The organism is Undibacter mobilis (assembly GCF_003367195.1).
Taxonomy (GTDB): domain Bacteria; phylum Pseudomonadota; class Alphaproteobacteria; order Rhizobiales; family Xanthobacteraceae; genus Pseudolabrys; species Pseudolabrys mobilis.
The window spans coordinates 2161514-2185291 of record NZ_QRGO01000001.1; the positions used below are offsets into that span (position 1 = coordinate 2161514).

General features: G+C 64.6%; 22 protein-coding genes. 16 read left to right on the forward strand and 6 right to left on the reverse strand.

Annotated elements, in window-relative coordinates; translation table 11 throughout:
- Positions 1-46 precede the first annotated feature (46 nt).
- Entirely contained in the window at positions 47-1282 is a 1236-nt protein-coding gene (locus DXH78_RS10280) for an ABC transporter permease (protein ID WP_115517844.1), read from the forward strand.
- Positions 1279-2001, forward strand: a complete 723-nt coding sequence (locus DXH78_RS10285) for an ABC transporter ATP-binding protein (RefSeq protein ID WP_115516940.1) — start codon at positions 1279-1281, stop codon at positions 1999-2001. The genes DXH78_RS10280 and DXH78_RS10285 overlap by 4 nt, the downstream gene beginning before the upstream one ends.
- On the opposite strand, the gene DXH78_RS10290 is transcribed toward DXH78_RS10285, so the two are convergent.
- Entirely contained in the window at positions 1998-3518 is a 1521-nt protein-coding gene (locus tag DXH78_RS10290) for a glycosyltransferase family 39 protein (protein WP_115516941.1), read from the reverse strand. The genes DXH78_RS10285 and DXH78_RS10290 overlap by 4 nt on opposite strands.
- A 184-nt stretch (positions 3519-3702) precedes the next feature.
- Here DXH78_RS10290 and DXH78_RS10295 point away from each other — a divergent pair, with 184 nt between their 5' ends.
- Positions 3703-5103, forward strand: a complete 1401-nt coding sequence (locus DXH78_RS10295; protein ID WP_115516942.1) for an EAL domain-containing protein — start codon at positions 3703-3705, stop codon at positions 5101-5103.
- 13 nt (positions 5104-5116) lie between these two features.
- The gene (locus tag DXH78_RS10300; protein WP_115517845.1) at positions 5117-5974 is read left to right on the forward strand and encodes a TIGR01459 family HAD-type hydrolase; all 858 of its coding nucleotides are present in this window, start codon (positions 5117-5119) and stop codon (positions 5972-5974) included.
- 84 nt (positions 5975-6058) lie between these two features.
- Here the strand turns inward: DXH78_RS10300 and garD are convergent, their stop codons facing one another.
- Together garD and DXH78_RS10310 are read right to left on the reverse strand one after the other, a co-directional pair.
- Positions 6059-7609 (reverse strand): galactarate dehydratase, encoded by a 1551-nt coding sequence (gene garD, locus DXH78_RS10305; protein WP_168192766.1) that lies wholly within the window; start codon positions 7607-7609, stop codon positions 6059-6061.
- Between the two features lie 226 nt (positions 7610-7835).
- The gene (locus tag DXH78_RS10310) at positions 7836-8243 is read right to left on the reverse strand and encodes a response regulator (RefSeq protein ID WP_115516944.1); all 408 of its coding nucleotides are present in this window, start codon (positions 8241-8243) and stop codon (positions 7836-7838) included.
- A 207-nt stretch (positions 8244-8450) separates the two neighbouring features.
- Between DXH78_RS10310 and DXH78_RS10315 the strand changes: the two genes are divergently transcribed.
- The 11 genes from DXH78_RS10315 to DXH78_RS10360 all read left to right on the forward strand — a co-directional run bounded on the left by DXH78_RS10315 (position 8451) and on the right by DXH78_RS10360 (position 21426).
- Positions 8451-9431, forward strand: coding sequence for a bifunctional riboflavin kinase/FAD synthetase (locus tag DXH78_RS10315; protein WP_115516945.1), 981 nt, complete (start codon positions 8451-8453; stop codon positions 9429-9431).
- A gap of 109 nt (positions 9432-9540) precedes the next feature.
- Positions 9541-12558, forward strand: coding sequence for an isoleucine--tRNA ligase (gene ileS, locus DXH78_RS10320; RefSeq protein WP_115516946.1), 3018 nt, complete (start codon positions 9541-9543; stop codon positions 12556-12558).
- A gap of 9 nt (positions 12559-12567) precedes the next feature.
- Positions 12568-13083: a signal peptidase II gene (gene lspA / locus DXH78_RS10325; RefSeq protein ID WP_115516947.1), complete on the forward strand. Its 516-nt coding sequence runs from the start codon at positions 12568-12570 to the stop codon at positions 13081-13083.
- Positions 13084-13166: 83 nt separating this feature from the next.
- Entirely contained in the window at positions 13167-13895 is a 729-nt protein-coding gene (locus DXH78_RS10330) for a hypothetical protein (protein WP_115516948.1), read from the forward strand.
- A 90-nt stretch (positions 13896-13985) separates the two neighbouring features.
- Complete coding sequence (locus tag DXH78_RS10335) at positions 13986-15404, forward strand: M16 family metallopeptidase (protein ID WP_115516949.1); 1419 nt, start codon at positions 13986-13988, stop codon at positions 15402-15404.
- Entirely contained in the window at positions 15401-16726 is a 1326-nt protein-coding gene (locus tag DXH78_RS10340; RefSeq protein WP_115516950.1) for a M16 family metallopeptidase, read from the forward strand. The genes DXH78_RS10335 and DXH78_RS10340 overlap by 4 nt, the downstream gene beginning before the upstream one ends.
- A gap of 55 nt (positions 16727-16781) precedes the next feature.
- Entirely contained in the window at positions 16782-18098 is a 1317-nt protein-coding gene (locus tag DXH78_RS10345; protein WP_115516951.1) for a glucose-6-phosphate isomerase, read from the forward strand.
- An 84-nt stretch (positions 18099-18182) separates the two neighbouring features.
- Positions 18183-18602, forward strand: a complete 420-nt coding sequence (arfB, locus tag DXH78_RS10350; RefSeq protein ID WP_115516952.1) for an alternative ribosome rescue aminoacyl-tRNA hydrolase ArfB — start codon at positions 18183-18185, stop codon at positions 18600-18602.
- A 122-nt stretch (positions 18603-18724) separates the two neighbouring features.
- Entirely contained in the window at positions 18725-20530 is a 1806-nt protein-coding gene (gene mutL / locus DXH78_RS10355) for a DNA mismatch repair endonuclease MutL (RefSeq protein ID WP_115516953.1), read from the forward strand.
- Between the two features lie 28 nt (positions 20531-20558).
- Positions 20559-20954 (forward strand): hypothetical protein, encoded by a 396-nt coding sequence (locus DXH78_RS19630; protein ID WP_147292610.1) that lies wholly within the window; start codon positions 20559-20561, stop codon positions 20952-20954.
- A gap of 100 nt (positions 20955-21054) precedes the next feature.
- Positions 21055-21426: a flagellin family protein gene (locus DXH78_RS10360; RefSeq protein WP_115516954.1), complete on the forward strand. Its 372-nt coding sequence runs from the start codon at positions 21055-21057 to the stop codon at positions 21424-21426.
- A gap of 67 nt (positions 21427-21493) precedes the next feature.
- Here DXH78_RS10360 and rsmD read toward each other — a convergent pair whose 3' ends face one another.
- Both rsmD and DXH78_RS10370 read right to left on the reverse strand, forming a co-directional pair.
- Complete coding sequence (gene rsmD, locus DXH78_RS10365; RefSeq protein WP_115516955.1) at positions 21494-22048, reverse strand: 16S rRNA (guanine(966)-N(2))-methyltransferase RsmD; 555 nt, start codon at positions 22046-22048, stop codon at positions 21494-21496.
- Positions 22045-23010, reverse strand: coding sequence for a pseudouridine synthase (locus DXH78_RS10370; RefSeq protein WP_115516956.1), 966 nt, complete (start codon positions 23008-23010; stop codon positions 22045-22047). Before DXH78_RS10370 ends, rsmD begins: the two co-directional genes overlap by 4 nt.
- Positions 23011-23046: 36 nt before the next feature.
- On the opposite strand from DXH78_RS10370, the gene DXH78_RS10375 reads away from it, so the two are divergent.
- A complete protein-coding gene (locus tag DXH78_RS10375) occupies positions 23047-23493 on the forward strand; it encodes a nucleoside deaminase (RefSeq protein ID WP_115516957.1) in 447 nt (148 codons plus the stop codon).
- A 28-nt stretch (positions 23494-23521) separates the two neighbouring features.
- Here the strand turns inward: DXH78_RS10375 and DXH78_RS10380 are convergent, their stop codons facing one another.
- Complete coding sequence (locus DXH78_RS10380) at positions 23522-23710, reverse strand: hypothetical protein (protein WP_115516958.1); 189 nt, start codon at positions 23708-23710, stop codon at positions 23522-23524.
- Between the last annotated feature and the right edge of the window lie 68 nt (positions 23711-23778).

A 23778-nucleotide genomic window follows, 5' to 3' on the forward strand; every position in this document is an offset into this window, starting at 1 on the left:
AGGCGCGCGGGAGCGAATGGAGTTTGCCGCATCGTCCGAGGCGTCCATGAACCTCATCTTCGACATCGCCTGGACGCATGTGCGGGCGCGGCTGCGGCAGACCGGCGTGGCGGTCGCCGGCGTCGCCACCGGTGTCGGCTTCTCCATCATGATGGCGGCGCTGATGCAGGGCTCGCAGGACGACTTCATCCGCCAGCTCGTCAACGCCATGGCGCATATCACCGTGTCTGACGAGCGCCGCGCGCCGCCGCCACAGCCGGCCGAACGATTCTATGACGCCGCCGAAATCCACAACCTGACGCCGGAGGCGCGCCGCCGCGGCATCAAGAATCCTCTCGCCACCATGGCGGCGCTGGAGCCGTGGCTGCCCGGCGGCATTGCGCCGACGGTGCGCGTGCAGGCGATCATCCGCTATGCTAGCCACGACGTTGCGACCGCCATTGTCGCCATCGATCCGCGCCGCGAGCCGCTGGTGTCAGACCTGCCCAAGCAGATGCGCGGCGCGACGCTGGCGGCGCTGTACCGCGCCACCAACGCCATCGTCATCGGCGACCGGCTATCGGAGAAAATCGGCGCGCGCATCGGCGCCAATATCACGCTGCAGACCAGCGAAGGCGCGCGGCTGAATGCACAAGTGGTCGGCTTCTTCCATACCGGCGTGCGGCAGATCGATGAAAGCACCGCTTATGTGCTGGTCAAGACCGGGCAGATCCTGGCTCGGCAGACCGGGCTCATCAATGAACTGCGCATCCGCCTCAGGGACCCGATGGCCGCACGCGAGATCGCAACCCGCGTCGAGCGCGAGACCGGCTACAAATCGGTGTCGTGGGAGGAGGCGCATGAGGATCTGCTCTCCACTTTCATCATCCGCAACATCATCATGTATACGGTGGTCGGCGCCATTCTGCTGGTGGCGAGTTTCGGCACCTACAACATCATCTCCACCATCACGCACGAGAAGGCGCGCGACATCGCCATCATGAAGTCGCTGGGGCTCAGCGAATTCACCGTGCGCTCGATCTTCGTGGTCGAGGCGTCGATCATCGGCGTCGCCGGCGCGGTGGCCGGTTTCGTGCTCGGCTATCTATTGTGCCTGGGGCTGGGGTCGATCGAGATCAAAAGCCCGTTCCTCGATAGCAACCATCTGCCGCTGGCCTACAGCTATCTGCATTATCTGCTGGCGGGATTCGTCGCGCTGGCCTCGTCGGTGATCGCCGGTTACCAGCCGGCGCGCAAGGCGGCGCGGCTGCATCCGGTCGAGATCATCCGGGGCGCGACATGAGCAGCGATGCCGCAGCGCCGCTGATCGAGGCGCGCAAGGTGACGCGCATCCTGCCGGGCATCGTGCCGACCACCTTGGTGCGCGACATCGATCTTGTCATTCGGCCGCATGAATTTGTCGCCATCACCGGGCCGTCCGGCTCGGGCAAGTCTTCGCTGTTGTATCTGCTCGGCCTGCTCGACATGCCGACATCGGGCGAGGTGCTGGTCGAAGGCAAGGTGACCACGGTGATGACTGAGGACGAGCGGGCGCTGGCGCGGCTGACCATGCTCGGCTTCGTGTTCCAGTTCCACTTTCTGCTGCCGGAACTGACCGTCATCGGCAATGTGATGCTGCCGATGCGCGCGCTCGGCCGGCTCGATCGTGACGCGATGCGCGCGCGCGGCGAGATGCTGTTGAGTTCGCTCGGTCTGGGCGACCATATGGACAAGCGGCCCGATCAATTGTCGGGCGGCCAGCGCCAGCGCGTCGCCGTGGCGCGCGCATTGGCTAACGAGCCGCCGGTGATCCTCGCCGACGAGCCGACCGGCTCGCTCGATTCAAAGTCCAGCGCGCAGGTGTTCGAGGTGCTGCGCGACTTGGTGCACGGCCAGGGCAAGACGGTGGTCGCGGTGACGCATGATGCGGCGATGGCAGAGCGCATGGATCGCCATGTCGAACTGCTCGACGGCCGCATCGTGCGCGACGAGATGCATCGGCTGGCACCGCAGCCGGCCTAGCGCGCGGCGAAAGACGGCTTCGGCAGCAAAATCGCCCAGCCGATCTCGACGCTGCCCGGTCCGCGCCGATAGGGCAGCGTGAAAGAAGGCTGCACCGCGGCGTCGGGTGCGACAGTGCGGTACATCGGCGGCACTACGGTGGTGTCGGCGTCGGTCCAGACGATGATGGCGCCGCGGGCGCGCAGGTCGTTGAGGTCGATCCACGGCGCGCGTTCTGGCTTGCCGTCGATCAGCACGCGCGGCCGGCTCTTGGCATAGTGCCCGATATTGCCGCCGTCCCACATCGAGCCGATGACATAGACCGGCGCCTGTCCGGTGATGGCGCGGGTGCGCGTGGTGATTTCGCGCGCCAGCGCCTCGCCGGGGAAGAACACCGCGCGATAGCGGTGGTCGAAGCGCGGCAGGATTTCGTAATTGACGATGAAGGCGGCCGCGAGCGCGGCAAGGACGATGGCCCAGGTGACAACGATGCGCGTGAGGCGCGCTCCATCGAGGGGCCGGCGCGCAGTGAGCACCAGCCACAGGCCGAGGAACAGCCAAAGCGGATAGCCCCACATGGCGATGGCGCCGCGGCCGCTGACGACGCCGAGCAGCAGCACCACGGCGCAAGGTCCGAAAGCGAGCCAGGTGACGATGCGGCGGTCGAAATCGCCGGCGGCTCCGGCCGGTGGTGCTTCATCGGCCGTCTTGCGCGGCCAGAACAACGGCAGCGCGATTATCAGCGCCGGAATCATGAAGCCGAACTGGCCGATGGCGAACTTGAACGGATGCCAGAGATGGTCGTACCAGCCGCGCGGCAGCACGGCGCGGTGCTCGGCATAGGCAAAGGGCAGGAAGTCGTTGGCGACCAGCCAGATCAGGTGCGGCGCAGCGATAATCAGCGCGACAACGGCAGCGACATAGGGCCCCGGCGTCATCAGCGCCTTGCGTGCATCCTGATCGATCAGCGCGAGGGCAACCATCGGCGCCACCAGCACGACAACGAAATACTTGGCCCACACCAGGATGCCGATGGCGAGACCGAGCAACAGCCAGTCGGCGAGGCGGCCGCGGCGCAGACCGCGATGCAGCGCGTAGCCGGCCATGGCCCAGAACGGCAGCTGGATGACGTCGTGATTGAACTTGGCGGCGGTGTAATTGAGGTAATGCAGGCCGTCGACGATGAGCACTGCGGCTAGCGCGCCGACAGGCCCGGCAAGGGGGCGTGCGGCGGCGTAGACAAAGGCGAGTGCGACGACGACGGCGATCTGGGCGAGCAGATAGTAGGCGAAGTCGTGGCCGGCGAGCCGCCAGGCGATTTCGACCAGCCACCACGGCAAAGGCGGCAGCTTGTCATAACCGAGTTGCCATTCGCGGCCATAGGTCAGCGCTTCGATCAGGTCGAGCGGCAGGTTCGGGTACAGGAGGTCCGGCAGTACCGTCCACACGAGCGCATGCAAGGCCAGGATAGCCACCAGCGCGCGCTGGGGTGCGGCTTCGACCGCGGCTGACAGTGAGGCGAAACGGGAAGCCGGCATAGGTGGCGAAGTTCCGATTAACCCAAGACACGAAAGCGCTGGGGAGCAATGGCGAAGTCGCGGTAGAATAGCAAGAATTCCCGGTTGCGCGGGCGCGCCGACTTAGGGAGATTGGGGCAGGCGGGCGCGAATCAGCCACGGCCGCCCGAGACCCGGGCTTAGAAGCCTCCCAGGATCGGTTTTGATGCTTCGTCTCAGCGCCATTTTCATCGCGGTTTGCATGGTGGTCATCGCCGCCTCGGTCGGCGCCGTGCTGTATTTCGGCCTCAAGGTCGATCCGCGTACCGCTGCCATCGTCGCTTTGGCGGCGCTGGTGGCGATGGCGATCTACAACATGGTGGATAACCGCCTGCGTGACCGTGGCATGCTCGGCGACCAGATCGCCGATCTGTCGCGCGGCACCGCCGATCTGTCGCGGCAGATGGCCGAGATGTCGCGGCGCATTGCCGCGGTGGAAAGCCGCGTCGAACAGACCGTGAGCCGCGCCCGCGGCGCGGTCGATCCGATTGCCGCCGAAATCGGCGAACTCGGCGGACTGATGCGGCAACTGGCCGAAACGGTCGCGGCGCACGAGGCGATGCTCGGCGCGCCGACCGGCATGCCGCCGGCCGCGATGCCCATGTCCACGACCACGACCATGCCGATGGCGGCGGCCGAGGAGCCTCAAGCCATCGAGCCGGAAGCGCAGACGCCGCTGACGCTGAGCGAGACGGATGCGGTCACCGGCGTTTCGCGCTTCAAGGGCCTGAGCCGCGAGCAGATCAGCGCCATGATCGCGCAGGCGGCCGACGCCAACCGCATCGATCTTTATCTGCAACCGGTCGTCACGCTGCCGCAGCGCAAGGTGCGCTTCTACGAGGCGCTGTCGCGGCTGCGCACCGAGGACGGTGAGATCATCCCGGCCGGCGATTTCGTCGACATCGCCGAGAGCGCCGGCCTGATGCCGAAGATCGACCACATGCTGGTTTTCCGCTGCGTTCAAGTGGTGCGCCGGCTGCAACTCAAAAGTCGCGATGTCGGCCTGTTCTGCAACGTCAATGCCACGACACTGACCGATGGCTTCTATTTCCGGCAGTTCCTCGAATTCATGGAAGCGAACAGGGCGCTGGCCGGTTCGCTGACCTTCGAGTTCACGCAAGACGCTTACCGTTCGTTCGGACCGATCGAGTTCGAGAGCCTCGCGGCGCTGGCCGACTGTGGCTTCCGCTTCTCGCTCGATCATGTCACCGATCTGCGCCTCGAGCCCAAGGAACTGGCCGACCGCTCGTTCCGCTTCGTCAAGGTGCCGGCCAATCTGCTGCTCAACCGCGCCGCCGCGGCGCAGAGCGACATCCACGCCGAGGATCTTGCCGATCTGCTGGCGCGCAATGGCATCGACCTGATCGGCGAGCGCATCGAGAACGAAAGCACGGTGGTCGATCTGCTCGACTACGACGTGCGCTTCGGCCAGGGCTTCCTATTCTCGCCACCGCGTCCGGTGCGCGCCGAAGCGCTGCAGGGCGCCACGCCGCCGGCGGCCCCGTCGGCCGGCACCACCACCAAGACGCTGAGCGAATATCTCGCCGCCAGTGCGTCGTCCGGCTGAACGGTCAAGCAACGTGCCCCACCTGATCCCGCATTTCTCGGCGCTGGCGTCGTCCTATGACGTGTTGCTGTGCGACGTCTGGGGCGTCGTTCACAATGGTGTCGTTTCGTTTCCCGATGCCTGCGATGCGCTGATGCGCGCCCGCGCGCAGGGCAAGGTGGTGATCTTCATCACCAATGCGCCGCGGCCGGGCGAATCCGTCATCAAGCAGATCGACCGCTTGCATGTGCCGCGCGAGGCCTATGACGGCATCGTCTCGTCGGGCGACGTCACGCGCGACGTCATCGCGCATCGCAAGGGCCAGACGCTCTGCCATATCGGTCCGGAGCGCGACCTGCCGGTCTTTGCCGGCCTCCATGTCGAATTTGCGCCGCTGGAAACTGCGGACTACATCGTCTGCACCGGGCTTTACGACGACGAGACCGAGAAGCCGGAAGATTACCGCGCGCGTCTCGATATTGCGCTGAAGCGCAAATTGTTCATGGTCTGCGGCAATCCCGACTTGGTAGTCGAACGCGGCTCGGAACTCGTCTATTGCGCGGGCTCGATTGCCGATCTGTACGCGACCATGGGCGGCGAGGTGCTTTATGCCGGCAAGCCGTACCGGCCGATCTACGATCTGGCGCTGGCCAAGGCGGAAGCCGCGCTCGGCCGCAAGGCGGACGCCAAGCGCGTGATCGGGATCGGGGACTCCGTGCGCACGGACCTGAAAGGCGCGCGCGCTTTCGGCATCGACATGCTGTTCATCTCGGCCGGCATTCATGCCGAGGAGTTCGGCGGCCGCGACACGCCGAACGCCGATGCGATGAAGACAGTGTTCGCCGCTGCGGGGGATGAGCCGACCGCGGTGATGAAGCATCTGGCGTGGTAGTCATTCAGGGGCGCGCTGAAAGCGCGAACCCGGAATCCAGCGCGGGATTCCGGATCACCGCTCCGCGGCGTCCGGAATGACGGACTAGGTAATCGGCGCCGGGTTGAACAGCGCCAGCGAGTTATAAAGCCCCCATTTGTCGGTGCAGGTCTTCTTGCGGCCGCTGGCGACATCGAGGATGAGGCGGAACAGCTCCCAGCCGACATCTTCAATGCTGGTTTCGCCGGTGGCGATAGTGCCGGCATTGAGGTCGATCAGATCGGACCAACGCTGCGCCAGCTCGTTGCGCGTCGCCACCTTGATCACCGGCACCGACGACAGGCCGTAGGGTGTGCCGCGTCCCGTTGTGAAGATGTGGACGTTCATGCCGGATGCCAGTTGCAGCGTGCCGCAGACGAAATCGGACGCCGGGGTGGCGGCGAAGATCAGGCCCTTGTCCCTGACACGTTCGCCCGGTGCCAGCACGCCGGAAATGGCGCTCGATCCCGATTTGGCCGACGAGCCAAGCGCCTTCTCGACAATATTGGCGAGGCCACCCTTCTTGTTGCCGGGCGTGGTGTTGGCCGAGCGATCGACGCCGCCATTGTCGAGATAATCGTCGTACCACCGCATCTCGCGGATGAGATCGCGCGCCACCTGTTCGTTCACCGCGCGTGGTGTCAGCAGATGGATGGCGTCGCGCACTTCGGTCACTTCGGAGAACATCACGGTGGCGCCGGCGCGCACCAGAAGATCGGCGGCAAAGCCGAGCGCGGGATTGGCGGTGACGCCGGAGAAAGCATCGCTACCGCCGCATTGCATGCCGACCACCAATTCGGAGGCGGGGCAGGTCTCGCGCTGGCGCGCGTTCAGTGTCTTTAAGCGCTCGTCGGCCATGCGCATGATGAGCGCGACCATGGCGCCGAACGAGGTCAGGCTCTCGTCCTGCAGCCGCATGATGTCGTGATCGGCAGCCTTGCCGTCGGGCAACAGGCGCTCGGGTGCCAGCTTTTCGCAACCGAGGCCGACCACCATGACTTCGCCGCCATAGTTCGGGTGGCGGGCGAGGTTCTGCAATGTGCGGATCGGGATCTCTGACTTCGGCGCGTTGATGGCGACACCGCAGCCATAGACATGCGTCACCGCGACGACGTTGTCGACATTCGGATATTTCGGCAACAGCTCGTCCTTGATGCGCTTGAGCGCAATCTCCAGCGTACCGGCGACGCATTGCACGCTGGTGGAGATGGCGAGGATATTCTTGGTGCCGACCGAACCGTCCGCGTTGCGGTAACCTTCGAAGGTGAAGCCCTCGAGCGGTGGCAGCTTCGGCGGCGTGCGGGTGGCAAGTGCGAGACCGTCGAGGCTGGGCGGCGCCGGCATGCGCACGCGGGATTCCTCGACCCAGCTTCCGGCCGCGATATCGTCTACGGCATAGCCGATCACTTCGCCGTAGCGGATAATCGGCTGGTCCCTGGCAATGTCGGCGAGCGCCACCTTGTGCCCCTGCGGCACGTAATCTCTCAGCGTCAGCCCGTCGGGAAAGACCGAACCTGCCGGCATGCCGAAGGCGTTGGCGACGATGGCGACATTGTCGGCGTCGTTGAGCTTGATGTAGCGCGGCGTTTCAGCGGGCGGTTTGACCGGTATGGTCATCATATGTCTCTGGGCGAGCGCGCAATATAGCCGCTGCGGCGGAAACGGGAAGGTACCTCTCCGCCTCATCCTGAGGAGCGCTGCGAAGCAGCGCGTCTCGAAGGATGGGCGGTCACGTTGGCGGCCCATGGTTCGAGACGCATCGCTGGCGGCGATGCTCCTCACCATGAGGCCGAGTTGATGCCGGCGATGGTGGGGGCCCACACCTTCGTGGGCGACGTCGAGTTTAAGCCGCCGGAGCTTCTTCGGCCGGCTTCTCGAACACCGCGTCGATCTTCGACTTCAGCGTCTGCGCGTTGAACGGCTTGACGATGTAGTTGGAAACGCCGGCGCGCTTGGCGGCAATGACATTTTCGGTCTTCGATTCCGCCGTGATCATGATGAAGGGCGTATCGGCGAGGGCCTCGTCGCTGCGCACCTGCTGCAGCAGGTCGTAGCCGGTCATCGGCTCCATGTTCCAGTCGGAGATCACCAGGCCGTATTTCCGCTCGCGCATCTTCGCGAGCGCGGCCTTGCCGTCATTGGCGTCGTCGATTTCGACGAAGCCAAGCTGCTTGAGCAAATTGCGGATGATGCGGACCATTGTGGTGTAATCGTCCACAACGAGAACCGGCATCGAATGATCGACGGCCATAGCCAATCCATCGCCCACCCAGGGGCGCCCCAAACGAGTGAAGACAATCTAGCTTGTGCGCTTGAATAACCGGTTAATTTGAAGGATTGGTAACGATCCAATAACCCCAACCGTTGTCAATAATGACGGTTGCCTTGATCGCAGGCTGGGGCGTAAAGACGGCGCCGCACCCTAACAGCCACGATCCGACAGAGCCCAGATTCTCCAATGAGTGAAGATGCTTGGACCGGCCGGCCGTTTACCGTCGTCACCGATGGCGAACCGGGCGCGCTACATGGCGCTGTGGTGGCGATTGGCAATTTCGACGGCGTCCACCGCGGCCATCGCCGGGTGATCGGAACCGCGCTGGAACGCGCCGCTTCGCTTGGCCGCAAGGCGGCGGCGCTGACCTTCTCGCCGCACCCGCGCCGGTTCTTCCGGCCGGAGACGCCTTTGTTCTCCCTGTCGAGTGATCGCAACAAGCTCAGGTTGCTGGCCGCAACCGGCCTCGACGGCGCCATCGTATTTCATTTCGACGCTGCTTTTGCCGCTACTACCGCCGAGGACTTCGTGCGACGCATCCTGGTGGAGAAGTTCGGCATTGGCGGCGTGGCCATCGGCTACGACTTTCATTTCGGCAAGGGCCGCGCCGGTTCGCCCAATTTCCTGAGTTTCGAGGGTACGCGGCTGGGCTTTCCGGTCGATGTCGTGCCGCCGCTGGAAGACGAGGGGCGGCCGGTGTCGTCCGGCTCGATCCGCGAGACCTTGAGCCAGGGCAAGGTGGTGGAAGCCGCCGAACTGCTCGGCGCACCGTGGTTCATTACCGGCGAGGTGATCCATGGCGAAAAGCGTGGCCGCGAGCTCGGCTTTCCGACCGCCAATATCAGGCTCGACCCGTCCTGCCAGCTCAAGCACGGCATCTACGCGGTGCGCGTCGATATGGAGGGCACACGGGTCGATGGCGTCGCCAGCTTCGGCACACGGCCGATGTTCGATGATGGCGCGCCTCTGCTGGAGGTATTTCTGCTCGATTACGAGGGCGATCTCTACGGCAAGACGCTCGACGTCGCTTTCATCGGCTGGGTCCGCCACGAGCAGAAGTTCGCGTCGATCGACGCGCTCAAGAAGCACATGATGGCCGACGTGGCGCAGGCGCGAGAATCGCTCAAGCGCTCCGGCAAGGCATTTCCCGTGCTGGGGCGGATATAAATCCGCCCGCCTCGGGGGCATGGCGGCCATTTACCCGGCCGAAGCCTTTGCGCGGTCAAAATGGCCCTGCTACACACCCGCGACCCCTTGATTTTGCCCGAAAAGTCGAATGTCCAAGCCCGAAAAAGACTATTCCGAGACCCTGTTCCTGCCGCAGACGGATTTTCCGATGCGCGCCGGCCTGCCACAGAAGGAACCGGAGCTGCTCAAGCGCTGGCAGGACACGGACCTCTATGCCCAGCTGCGCGCCGAGGCCAAGGGCCGCGACAAGTTCGTGCTGCATGACGGCCCGCCATACGCCAACGGCAACATCCATATCGGCCACGCGCTCAACAAGATCCTCAAGGACGTGGTGACGCGCAGCCAGCAGATGCTCGGCTACGACTCCAATTACGTGCCAGGCTGGGACTGTCACGGCCTGCCGATCGAATGGAAGATCGAGGAAGAGAACTACCGCTCCAAGAACAAACAGAAGCCGAACTTCTCCGAACCGGCGGCCATGGTCGCGTTCCGTCAGGAATGCCGTGCCTATGCCGAGAAGTGGCTGAACGTGCAGCGCGACGAGTTCAAGCGGCTCGGCGTCGAGGGCGATTGGGATCACCCGTACACGACCATGAGCTTCCCGGCCGAGGCGCAGATCGCGCGCGAACTGATGAAGTTCGCCGCCAACGGCCTTTTGTATCGCGGCTCCAAGCCGGTGATGTGGAGCGTGGTCGAGAAGACTGCGCTCGCCGAAGCGGAGATCGAATACGAAGATTATACGAGTGACACGGTCTGGGTGAAGTTTCCGGTGACGAACGGCACCGGCGATGTCGCGAAGGCTTCGGTCGTCATCTGGACCACGACGCCGTGGACGCTGCCGGGCAACCGCGCCGTCTCGTTCTCGCCGAAGATCGCTTACGGACTCTACAAGGTCACCGACGCGCCCGCTGAGAACTGGGCCAAGGTTGACGATCTGCTCATCCTTGCCGACAAGCTTGCGGCGGATGTGTTCAAGCAGGCCAAGGTCGCGGCTTACGAGAAGGTCGCCGATGTGTCGGCTGACACGCTTGCGGCAATGGTCTGCAAGCATCCGCTTGCTGCGATGGGTTACGGCTTCCAGGTGCCACTGCTCGCCGGCGATCACGTCACCGACGACGCCGGTACGGGCTTCGTGCATACCGCGCCGGGCCATGGCCGCGAGGACTTCGAGGCCTGGACCGCGAATGCGCGCGCTCTGGAAGCGCGCGGCATCAATCCGGCCATCCCCTACACCGTCGATGAGAACGGCGCGCTGACCGCACAGGCGCCCGGCTTCGAAGGCAAGCGTGTCATCAACGACAAGGGCGAAAAGGGCGACGCCAACGATGCGGTGATCAAGGCGCTGGCCGAAGCCGGCAACATCATCGCGCGCAGCCGCCTAAAGCATCAGTATCCGCATTCGTGGCGCTCGAAGAAGCCGATTATCTTCCGCAACACGCCGCAGTGGTTCATCGCGATGGACAAGTCCTTCGTCGGTGCGTCCAGCGCGGCCTCGGTGGCCGCCACCGCGCCGGGCGTCGCGCCGAACGATCAGCGCACCTTGCGCGAGCGCGCGCTTGACGCCATCGCCAAGACGCGCTGGGTGCCGCCGCAGGGCGAAAACCGCATCAATGGCATGATCTCCGGCCGGCCCGATTGGGTGATCTCGCGCCAGCGCGCATGGGGCGTGCCGATCGCGGTGTTCATCAAGGAAAAGACGGACGGCTCGGTCGAGATCCTGCAGGACCCGGAGGTCGAACTGCGCATCGTCGAGGCCTTCGCCGCTGAGGGCGCCGATGCCTGGTACAAGGATGGCGCGCGCGAGCGCTTCCTCGGGCCGAAGCTGTCGGGCGACTCCTGGAAGAAAGTCGACGACATCTGCGACGTCTGGTTCGATTCCGGCTCGACGCACGCCTTTGTGCTCGAAGACCCGGAGCAGTTCCCGCAGCTCGCCGGCATCAAGCGCAGGGTCGATGGCGGCCAGGATGCGGTGATGTATCTGGAAGGCTCGGACCAGCATCGCGGCTGGTTCCATTCTTCCTTGCTGGAGAGTTGCGGCACGCGCGGCCGCGCGCCGTTCGATGTCGTGTTGACGCACGGCTTCGTGCTCGACGAGAACGGCCGCAAGATGTCGAAGTCGCTCGGCAACGTGGTCGCACCGCAGGACGTCATCAGGCAGTCCGGCGCCGACATTCTGCGCATGTGGGTGTGCGCGTCGGACTATGCCGACGACCTGCGCATCGGGCCGGAAATCCTCAAGACAACGGCCGACACCTACCGCAAGCTGCGCAACACCATCCGCTGGATGCTTGGCTCGCTGGCGCATTTCCATGACGACGAGCGCGTCACATACGACGCGATGCCGGAACTGGAAAAGCTGATGCTGCATCGTCTCGCCGAACTCGATGAGGTCGTGCGCAAGGCTTACGCCGAGTTCGACTACAAGCGCATCTTCGCGGCGCTGTCGGCCTTCATGACGTCCGACCTGTCGGCGTTCTATTTCGATATCCGCAAGGATGCGCTGTACTGTGATCCTTATTCGTCGGTGACGCGAAAGGCGTCGCTGAGCGTGATCGACCAGTTGTTCCGCTGCACGGTGACGTGGCTGGCGCCGATGCTGTGCTTCACCGCGGAAGAGAGCTGGCTCGCGCGTTACGGCGCTGATGCCAAGTCGGTGCATCTGCAAACCTTCCCCGAGGTGCCGCCGCAGTGGCGCAACGGCGGACTGGCCGAGAAGTGGCGCAATGTGCGCCAGGTGCGCCGCGTCGTCACCGGCGCGCTCGAAGTGGCGCGCGCGGAAAAGCGCATCGGCTCCTCGCTCGAAGCGCATCCGATCGTGCATGTGTCGAACGCCGAGCTTTATGAAGCGGTGCTCGATGTCGATATGGCGGAGATCTGCATCACCTCGGCGCTGACCTTGGTGAGCGACGCCGGACCCGACGATGCGTTCCAGTTGCCGGACGTGTCGGGCGTGGCGGTGGTGTCCAATCTTGCCGAGGGCACCAAATGCGCGCGGTCGTGGAAGATCCTCAATACGATCGGCGCCGATCCGGAATACCCGGACGTTAGCCCACGCGACGCCAAGGCGCTGCGCGAATGGGAAACGATGAAGAAGGCGGCGGGGTAGTCAGGCCGCATGAACCTGAAGCAGTACCTCTTCGGCCCGCTCACCTGGTACGGCCTTGCCGTGGCCGTCGTGGCCGGCCTGGCCGATCAGGGCTCCAAGCTCTATCTGCTGTTCATTCATGATCTCGACGCCAATCCGGTGCGGTTGGCGCCGTTTCTCGATTTCGTGCTGACCCGCAATTACGGCATCAGCTACGGCCTGTTCCAAATGCCCGGCGAGGCCGGGCAGTGGTTGCTGGTCGGCTTCAAGGCGGCGGCGGTTCTGTTGCTCTGGGCTTGGCTGGCCAAGGCCGAAAACCGCTTCACGGCTCTGGCACTCGGCCTGATCATTGGCGGCGCCGCCGGCAATACCGTCGACCGTCTGCTCCATGGCTGGGTGGTCGATTTCGTGTTTTTTCACGTTTCCGGGGCAGGCTGGCACTTCAACTGGTACGTTTTTAACCTCGCTGACGTGGCCATCGTTGCCGGGGTCGCGGGCCTGCTGTATGAGTCCTTCTTTGGGGACCATGCCGTAAAAGCGCCCTGATCCCAAGGCAATAGGCCTAGCCGGGCGACCTTAGGGTCCGAAAAGCTTAATTCGGCGATTTACTGAAAGAAGGGGCCAGTTCCATGATTGTTCGCCGCTTCCCCCGACAGGCCGTGATCGCGGCCGCCGTATTCGCCGTCACTTTGTCGGTGCTGGTCGCTCCCGCGCGCGCCGAGGATGGCGACGAAGACGAAGCCTTCGACAGCAAGATTCTCCGCAATGTCATGGAAGGGCTCGGCTTCGTCAAAGACGGCCAGAAGATTATCAACTACCAGGAGCGTGCTCCGCTGGTCATTCCGCCGAGCGTGAACCTGCCGATCCCGGAAAAGCCCGACGCCGCTATCGCCAATAATCCGGCCTGGCCGAAAGACCCCGACATTCAGCGCAAGAAGCAGGCAGCCAAGCAGGCACGCCTTGACCGCTACAAATCTGCCGATGAGCAGCAGCGTGACGCTCAGCGCGTGCTGAGCCCGAACGAATTGACGCCCGGTGCTTCCGCCACCAATCGGGTGCCCCGTGTCGCCAACGATCCGAACCGCACCGCTGGCACCTGGACCGAATCCGGTGAGGGCCAGCGCCTGACATCGTCGCAACTCGGCTACCGCGGCGGTCTGTTCAGCAATATGTTCGGCGGCAAGGAAGATGAAATTGCCCGCTTCACCGGCGAGCCGCCGCGCGCATCGCTGACCGATCCGCCGACCGGCTACCAGACGCCGTCGGCGGACCAGCCTTATGGCGTGATCGATCGCAAGGAAGCGCCGAAGGCGACGAACTATCTTGAATCGAAGGGCGTCAGCGCGCCCGATCACTGAGCCGCAAGGCACAGCGCTCGGGCGTGTATCGTTTGTCCGCGCGTGGGGCGCGCCAACGCTAACGCCATAGGGCCTTACCCAGTGACTTTCATGAAATTGTCAGCCCGTGTCGGCGCCGCAATATTCGTCGCAGCGCTCGGCGCGATCACGACTATGGCAGCGATGCCCGTTGCTGCTTCCGCGGCCGAGCTTAAGGTCTCGCACTTCAAGCTCGACAGCGGCCTTGAACTCATCGTCATTCCCGATCGCCGCGCCCCGGTGGTCACCCACATGATCTGGTACAAGGTCGGCGCCGCCGACGAGACGCCGGGCAAATCGGGCCTCGCGCATTTTCTCGAACATCTGCTGTTCAAGGGCACCGCCAAAAATCCGGCCGGGCATTTCTCGTCCGTCGTGGCGCGTATGGGCGGCCAGGAGAACGCGTTCACCTCGAACGACTACACCGGCTATTACCAGCGCGTGCCGGGCGAGAAGCTGAAAGCCGTGATGGAGTTCGAAGCCGATCGCATGACCGGCCTCGTTCTGACCGACGCGGTGGTGCTGCCCGAGCGTGACGTCATTCTTGAGGAGCGCAACCAGCGCATGGAGAACAATCCGCGCGCCCGGCTCGGCGAGCAGATGGACGCCGCACTGTTTCTCAATTCCCCGTATGGCCGACCGGTCATCGGCTGGCGTCACGAGATGGAAGGGCTGACAAAGGACGACGCCATCGCTTTCTACCGCCGCTTCTACGGCCCCAACAATGCCGTGGTGATCGTCGCCGGCGATGTCGAGCCGGAGCAGGCGCTGAAGTTTGCGCAAGAGACCTACGGCCAGATCAAGGCGCACAACAATCTGCCACCGCGTGATCGTCCGCAGGAGCCGCCGCCCGCGGCCGCGCGCTCATTGACCCTGGCCGATCCGCGCGTCGAGCAGCCGATGATGCAGCGCTCTTATCTAGCGCCATCGTTCCGCCTGGCCAAGGCCGGCGAGTCCGAGGCGCTGGAAGTGCTGGCGCATGTTCTCGGCACCGGATCTAACAGCCGGCTTTATCGCGCGCTGGTCGTCGACAAGCCGGTCGCTGTCAACGCCGGCGCCTACTACGACGCCTCCGCTTATGACATGGCAAAATTCTCCGTCTACGGCGTGCCGGCACGCGGTGTGAGCCTCACCGAGTTCGAGGCCGCCGCCGACGCCGTCATCACAGCGGTGATCGAGAAGGGCGTGAGCGACGACGAAATCGATCGTGCCAAGTCGCGGCTGATTGCGGATGCGGTCTACGCCCAGGACAACCAGGCCACCATGGCGCGGTGGTACGGCCAGGCGCTGATGAGCGGCGCCAAGGTCGAAGATGTGCAGAAATGGCCGGAGCGCATTCGCGCCGTGACCGCGATGCAGGTTCAGGAAGCCGCGCGTGCCTGGCTCGACAAGAAGCGTTCAGTGACAGGTTATCTCGTCAAGGATGAAACGCCGAAGGCTGGCAAGGCCGAGCAGCTGCAGCCTGCCAGCGCCGGAGGGAAGCGTTCATGAGGCGTCTCGTCGCTGTTATCGCGGCCGCGGCTGCGTTCGCGCTTGTCGGGCTTGCGCCGGCCGGCGCGGTGACGATCGAGAAGGTCGTCAGCCCGAAGGGTATCAAGGCCTGGCTGGTGCGTGAGAAGGCGGTGCCACTGATCGCCATGAGCTATGCCTTCGCCGGCGGTTCGGCGCAGGACCCGGCCGACAAGGCCGGCACGGCGAACCTCGTCGCCGACACACTCGACGAAGGCGCTGGCGAACTCGACAGCAAGGCCTACCATGACCGGCTGGAGCGCCGCGCCATCGAATTGTCGTTCAGCGCGACGCGCGATCAGTTCTATGGCTCGCTGCGCGTGCTTAACGACAACCGCGACGAAGCCTTCGACCTGCTGCGCCTCGCTTTGTCGCAGCCGCGCTTCGACGCCGAGGCGGTTGAGCGCGTGCGCGCTCAGGAAATCTCGGGGTTGCGCCGCGAGACCACCAATCCGAACAATATCGCCAGCCGCGCATGGTGGCAGGCGGCGTTTCCCGATCATCCTTATGGCCGCGAGACCAAGGGCTCGCTGGAGAGCGTGCCGCGCATTGCGGTCGCCGACTTGCGCGATTACACGCGCCGCGTCTTTGCCCGCAACGGCCTGACCATTTCCATCGTCGGTGATATCGACGCCAAGGCCGCCGGCGAACTGATCGACAAGGCATTCGGGTCGCTGCCGGAGAAGAACGATCTCAAGCCGGTGCCGGAGGCCAGGCTGGCCGGACTTGGCCGCCGCATCGTCACCGACGTCGATGTGCCGCAGGCCGTCATCACTTTCGGCGGGGCCGGCATTCAGCGCAACGATCCTGATTTCATGGCGGGCTATATCGTCAACCACATCCTCGGCGGCGGCACCTTCTCGTCGCGGCTCTACAAGGAAGTGCGCGAGAAGCGCGGCCTCGCTTACGGCGTGTCGGAGAGTCTCGTCTGGTTCAAATCCGCCGCGCTGTTCATCGGCGGCACCGCTACCCGTGCCGACCGTACCGCCGAGGCGCTTTCGATCATCGAGGCCGAGACCAAGCGCATGGCGGAGGAAGGTCCGACCGCCGACGAACTCGCCGCCGCCAAGGACTATCTCAAGGGTGCCTATCCCTTGTCGCTCGACACCTCCTCGAAAATCGCCGGGCAGCTGACGCAGATCCAGCTCGACGATCTCGGCATCGACTATATCGACAAGCGCTCGGCCATGATCGACGCCGTGACGCTGGCCGATGCCAAGCGCGTCGCCAAGCGTCTGTTCGGTGGCGGCATGCTGGTGACGGTGGCGGGCCGGCCGAAGGGGCTGGCGTCGACTACGCAGTGAACATTTGCACGGCCCGTGCGTTTAAGTTTCATGGTTTTCAAGTAATCTCCCCATCATGCCCCTGACCCAATCCATCGACAGCGCGCTTCAACAGAATGTCGGCCAGCATGGCGTGTCCGCCGAGGCGCTCGAGGCCGCGCTCGCCCGCGCCGAGGGGGCGCTCGACTGGCTGCGCGCGCGTCATGGCGATGGAGGCCTGCCGCTTCTGAACCTGCCGGAGACGACGTCCGATCTGCCGCCGTTGCGCGATGCGGCGATTGCGCTGGCCGATCGCGCCACCGACATCGTGATGCTCGGCACCGGCGGTTCCAGTCTCGGCGGCCAGACCCTGGCTCAGCTTGCCGGCCACATGGTGCCGGGTGTCGGTGCTTTGCGTGCCGGGCCGCGGCTGCATTTCATGGACAATCTCGACCCGGATTCCTTCGCCGCGCTGCTAAAGCATCTACCGCTACAGACCGCGCGCTTCGTGTCGATCTCGAAGTCCGGCGGCACCGGTGAAACGCTGATGCAGACCATCGCCGTGTTGTCGGCGCTGCACGAGGCGAGCCTCGGGCCCCGCATTCCCGATATTTTCCTCGGCCTCACCGAGTCGGCCAAGCCGGGCAAGAAGAACGGCCTGCGCGATCTGCTCGGCCAGTACAAGGTGCCCATGCTGGAGCATCACACCGGCGTCGGCGGCCGCTTCTCGGTGCTGACCAATGTCGGCCTGCTGCCGGCGGCGATGCTCGGCCTCGATGTGACGGCGATCCGCGCCGGCGCGGCGCTGGCGTTCAAGCCGGTGCTGGCCAAGAAGAAGGCCACCGATGTGCCGGCGGCGGTCGGCGCGGCGCTTTCGGTCGCGCTTGCCGAGACCAAGAACAAAGGCATCAGCGTCGTCATGGCCTATGCCGACCGGCTGGAGCGATTCACGCGCTGGTATGGGCAGCTCTGGGCCGAAAGTCTCGGCAAGGACGGCAAGGGCACAACGCCGATCGGCGCTCTCGGTCCGGTCGACCAACACAGCCAGTTGCAGCTCTTCATCGCCGGGCCGCGCGACAAACTGTTCACGGTCATCACCACCGACCGCGCCGGAAAGGGCCCGCGCATGGACAAGAAACTGTCGGAGATCGCCGGCGAGGCGGGCTTTGGCGGCAAAACCATCGGCGATCTGGTCGGCGCGCAGGGCCGCGCCACCGCCGAAACCTTGGCCAAGAACGGCTGCCCGGTGCGCACGATCCATTTGCCGGTCATCGACGAGCAGAGCATGGGCGAACTGCTCATGCACTTTATGCTCGAGACTATTATCGCCGCGCATCTCATCGGCGTCGACGCTTTCGACCAGCCGGCGGTGGAAGAGGGCAAGGTGCTGGCGAAGAAGTATTTGACCCAGTAACTGTCATCGCCCGCGCCAGCGGGCGGTCCAGCAGACTCAGTGTATACTGGATGCCCCGCTTTCGCGGGGCATGACAGGCGAGTGATGCACCAAGTCACGTCCACCATTTCTATCGACGACTCCGAGCTTGAGGAAAGCTTCGTGCGCGCCTCGGGGCCGGGCGGGCAGAACGTCAACAAGGTGTCGTCGGCGGTGCAACTGCGCTTTGACGCGCGGCACTCGCCGTCGCTGCCGAATGACGTCGCCATTCGCCTGATGAAGCTCGCCGGGTCGCGGCTGACCAAGGACGGCGTCATCGTCATCGTGGCGCAGGAGCACCGCGACCAGTCGCGTAACCGTGCCGAGGCTCGCGAGCGGCTGTTCGACATGATCCGCCAGGCGGCGGTGCGTCCCACCGTACGGCGCGAGACCAAGGTACCGAAATCCGAGAAGAAAAAGCGGGTCGAGGGCAAGAAACGCCGCAGCGAGATCAAGGCCGGCCGCGGCAAAGGCAACTGGGACTAATTCGGCCTCATCCTGAGGCGCCGCCAAAGGCGGGATAACGGGCACAGCCGGGGGCGTGGCCTCGCGGCGGCCGCCTTGGACCACTAGATTGGGGCCGAACTCCCGAATCAGGCCCATTTTTTATGCCCGTCCGCCAACTCTCCGAAGCCGTCGTCAACCGCATCGCCGCCGGTGAGGTGGTCGAGCGTCCGGCCAGCGTCGTCAAGGAACTGGTCGAGAATGCGCTCGATGCCGGCGCCAAGCGCATCGACGTGCTGACAGACGGCGGCGGGCGGCGGCTGATCCGTGTCACCGACGACGGCGCCGGCATGACGCGTGCCGATCTCGACTTGTGCGTCGAGCGTCACGCCACCTCCAAGCTCGATGGCGACGACCTGCTGGCGATCCACACGCTCGGCTTTCGCGGCGAGGCTTTGCCGTCGATCGGCTCGGTGGCGCGGCTGACCATCACGACGCGGCACAAAAGCGAGCCGCATGCCTGGACGCTGACGGTCGATGCCGGCGACAAATCAGATATCAAACCGGCGGCACTCGGCGAAGGCACCACGATCGAGGTGCGCGATCTGTTTTACGCGACGCCAGCGCGGCTGAAGTTTCTCAAGACTGACCGGAGCGAGGGCGAGGCGGTGCGCGAGGTGGTGCGGCGGCTGGCGATGAGCCGTCCCGATGTCGCCTTCACGCTGGCGGGCGAAGACCGTGCGCCGGTCACCTGGAGCGCGGCCGGCGAGGAGGAGCCGCTGATGCGGCTCGGCGACGTGCTGGGCGCCGACTTCCGCGCCAATGCCATCGCCATCGATGCCGAGCGCGATGGCGTGCGTGTCGAGGGCTTCGCCGGATTGCCGACGCTGTCGCGTGCCAATTCGCTCGGCCAGTACATGTTCGTCAACGGCCGGCCGGTGCGCGACAAGCTGCTGGTTGGCGCCGTGCGCGGCGCCTATGCCGATTACTTGCCGCGCGACCGCCATCCGGTGCTGGCGCTGTTCGTCACGCTGCCGACGAGCGAAGTCGATGTGAACGTGCATCCGGCCAAGACCGAAGTGCGTTTCCGCGATTCCGGACTGGTGCGTGGCCTGATCGTCAGCGCGCTGAAACATGCTTTGGTGCGCGAGGGTCAGCGTGCGGCATCGACCGGCGGCGGCGCCACGATTGCCGCGTTCCGTCCGGTCACGATGGCGCGGCGCGCTCCCTATGACTGGCGCAATTCGCCGTCACGTCCGACGCCATGGTCGCCGACGCATGGCAATGTCGCCCTTGGCTTTGAAGAGGCGGCACAGGCGGCGTTTGATGTCGGTGCGCCGTCGGCCGATGCGCGGGTCGAGAGCTTCGCACCGAATGCTGAATTGATCGAGCAGCCGCTCGGCGCGGCGCGGGCGCAGATTCACGAGACCTATATCGTATCGCAGACCCGCGACGGTCTTGTGATTGTCGATCAGCACGCGGCGCATGAGCGCATTGTCTATGAGCGCATGAAGGCCGCGCTGGATAAATCGGGAATCGCCCGGCAGATCTTGCTGATCCCCGAAATCGTTGAAGTGGACGAGGGCGATGCGTCGCGGCTCGTCGCGCGGGCCGCGGACCTGGAGCGCTTCGGTCTGGCGCTCGAAGCCTTTGGTCCCGGCGCCGTGGCGGTGCGCGAAACGCCATCCATGCTTGGCGATGTCGATGTACGCGGGCTGGTCACCGATCTTGCCGAACACATGGCCGAGTGGGACGATTCTCTGCCGCTGGAGCGGCGGTTATTGCACGTGTCGGCGACCATGGCCTGCCACGGCTCGGTGCGCGCGGGACGGCGGCTCAAGCCCGACGAGATGAATGCGCTGCTGCGCGAGATGGAGACAACGCCGAACTCCGGCCAGTGCAATCACGGCCGGCCGACTTATGTCGAGTTGAAGCTTGGGGATATCGAGCGGTTGTTCGGTCGGCGCTGAATTTAAGCGATGATGTCAGGGGGCAATCTTGAAAACGTCCGAAGTTGTCATCCGCTTTCTGATGCAAATCGGCATTCCCACTCTTGCAATCGCTGGATACCTCGCGACATCGCGTTCCTCGGAAGCCGGGAATATTCTCATGTTGCCCTTTTTCTTAGGGATTCCGGCCATTATCGTAACTATATTCGTGTTTGTCCCGATTGAGGTATTTGGAGCAAACCGAGGAAGAAGGGGCCTGTCTTTGGCTGCCATTCCATTTATTGGGATAGCGCTTCCTTGGGCACTTTTTCCATTTGCGGGAAACTTAAACAATTTCTTACAAGGCGCTGTAATGCTGTCCGGCTTCGGTTTTGTATGGGGCGTGCTTTGGATCATCACGCGGCCTTTCTACGCGATGTTTCTGACGCGCGAATCGAATTCGTAGTCCGTTAGGTCGTCGCCTCCGAAAATATAGATGCGCCGTTTATTGGAATCGTCGCCAAATGGCGATAAGTTCTCGCCGGATACATTCTCTGGGGGCTTTCATGAAATCGATCTTTGCATTGGCGCTGCTCGGCCTTGTGGCTGCGGTGACGCCGTCCTTCGCGCAGGACAATACCAAGGTGCTCGGCAGCTATACTGTGACCGGCACCGAGACTGATGGCGCCAAATATGATGGTGAGGGCACGCTCGCCGTCACCATGGACAAGAGCGGCGCGCTCGAACTGAAATGGGATGGCGGCAAATATGTCGGCATCGGCCAGGTCGAAGGCAGCAAACTGTTCGTCGGCTCGGTCGCCGACGGCAAGGTGGTCATCATGGTGATGGACATCAAGCCGGATGGCTCGCTCGAAGGCAAGTGGTGGCGCCGCACCGATGCCGGCACCAAGGGCACCGAGGTCTGGAAGAAGAAGTAGCTTCTTCTCGGGTAGCGACGATTGTCATGGCCGGGTCAAGTCCGGCCATGACAGCGTATGTTGTTACTTATGACCCGCGCAGGAAAATCAGTTCCGAGTCGTCATACGTCCGCCGCTCCAGTTCCTCGAAACCTTCGGGCGCGGCGAACTTCGCGCTGGTCGCTTCCTCGACCACAACAAGCGCGTCCTTCGTCAGCCAGCCGCCTTCGCGCGCTGAGGCGAGCGCCTGTTCGGCAAGGCCTCTGCCATAAGGCGGATCGAGAAAGGCGAGGGTGAAGGGCTCAAGCGGATAGGCCGGGCCGAGTTTGGTGGCGTCGCGGCGGAAGATGCGGCTGGTGCCGCCAAGGCCGAGCTGCTCGGTGTTGTTGCGCAGCAAGGAGCGCGCCTCGACGCCGTCATCGACGAAGAGCACATAGGCAGCGCCGCGCGACAAAGCCTCGATGCCGAGCGCACCGGTGCCGGCGAAGAGATCGAGCACGCGCGCGCCTTCCACCGGATTGCCGTAGCCATGCGCCAGGATGTTGAACAGCGACTCGCGCAGGCGGTCGGCCGTTGGCCGCAGCCCTTCGCCCTTCGGCCCGGCGATCGGGCGCGAGCGCAGTCGGCCGCCGACGACCCTCATTTGCTGTTTCTCGGATAGGCGGGGCGGGGACCGCTCTTGCTGCGGTCGCGGCGCGGGCGCTTCTTCTGCTGTGAGCGCGGCTCTTTTTCTCGGCCCCAGGCGGTGACTTCTTCGCGTTGCCGCGGCGCGGGTGCGCTGCGCGGCGGGGCGGAAGGAGAGGGGCGCTTGCGCGGCATCCGCTCCTCATCGCTGACCAGCGGTGCGGAAAAATCGGCGCCACTGTCCTGCACAATTTTCTCGCCCAGTTCGGCGCGCAGCGCCGCGGTCTCGACTTCCTTGACCTCGCCTTCGGGCAGGTCGCCCAGCATGAAGGGGCCGTATGAGACGCGGATCAGGCGGTTGACGCGCAGGCCCAGCGACTCCAGCACCTTGCGGACTTCACGGTTCTTGCCTTCCCGGATGGCAAAGGACAGCCACGCATTGGCGCCCTGTTCGCGTTCGAGCAGGGCTTCGATCGGGCCGTAATGGACTCCTTCGACGGTGATGCCGTCGCGCAGTTTGTCGAGCGTCGGCTGATCGACGCGGCCGTTGGCGCGCACGCGGTAGCGGCGCAGCCAGGCGGTGGTCGGCAGTTCGAGCGTGCGGGCCAGTCCACCGTCATTGGTGAGCAGCAGCAGGCCTTCGGTGTTCATGTCGAGGCGGCCGACGCTGATGAGCCGCGGCAGCTTCTTCGGCAGTGCGCCGAAAATGGTCGGGCGGCCTTCGGGGTCGGAATGGGTGGTCACCAGCCCGCGCGGCTTGTTGTAGAGGAACAGGCGGGTCCGCTCGCGGCGCGGCATCGGATTGCCATCGATCACGATGCGGTCGGACGGGGTGACGTTGAGCGCCGGCGAGGAAATGACCTGGCCGTTGACCGAGACGCGGCCCTGTTCGATCCAGGCCTCGGCCTCGCGGCGGGAGGCGAGCCCGGCTCGGGCCATGACCTTGGCGATGCGCTCGCCGCTGCTGGGTTTGTCGCTCATTTGTCTCCGCCGTGATGCCCGGCTATGAGGGCGTTTATGTCATCACCCTCCTTCATGCAACTCGCCCTCGAGGAAGCCCGCGCCGCTGCCGCGCGCGGCGAGGTGCCGATCGGCTGCGTTATCGTCCGGGGCGGCGAGGTGGTGGCGCGAGCCGGTAACCGGACCCTGGCAGACAAGGACCCGACGGCACATGCCGAGCTGATCGCCATTCGCGCGGCGGCGGCCAAGCTTGGCTCCGAGCGCCTGCCCAACTGCGATCTTTATGTGACCCTGGAGCCCTGCACGATGTGCGCGGCGGCGCTGTCTTTCGCGCGGGTGCGCCGGCTCTATTTCGGCGCCAGCGACCCGAAGGGCGGCGCGGTCGAGAGCGGCGTGCGCTTCTTCGACAGCCCCGCCTGCCATCACAGACCGGAGGTCTATGGCGGCATTGGCGAGGCCGAATGTGCTGCGCTGTTGCGGGAGTTCTTTACGGCGCGGCGTTAAGCGCCCGCCGAATAAATCGGTTCGGTCCTCAGACCGTGATGTCGATGAGACGGCCGGGATCGAGCGACAAGGGCTCTTGAGCCTCGTTGTCGTCGTCTGTCACGGCGGCGTGTTTGGCGAGCGAGCGCTCGCCGCCGCGTTCCGGCAATTGCCTGCGGCCCTGCGGCGTGCCGGCAAAAGGCGAGATGCCGCGAATGCCGATACTGGCGTCCGTCATGGAAACCTCCTGTCGGGGTTAAGATACGCAAACCCGCCTGAAGGAAACGCGGATGAAACCGCTCGGAT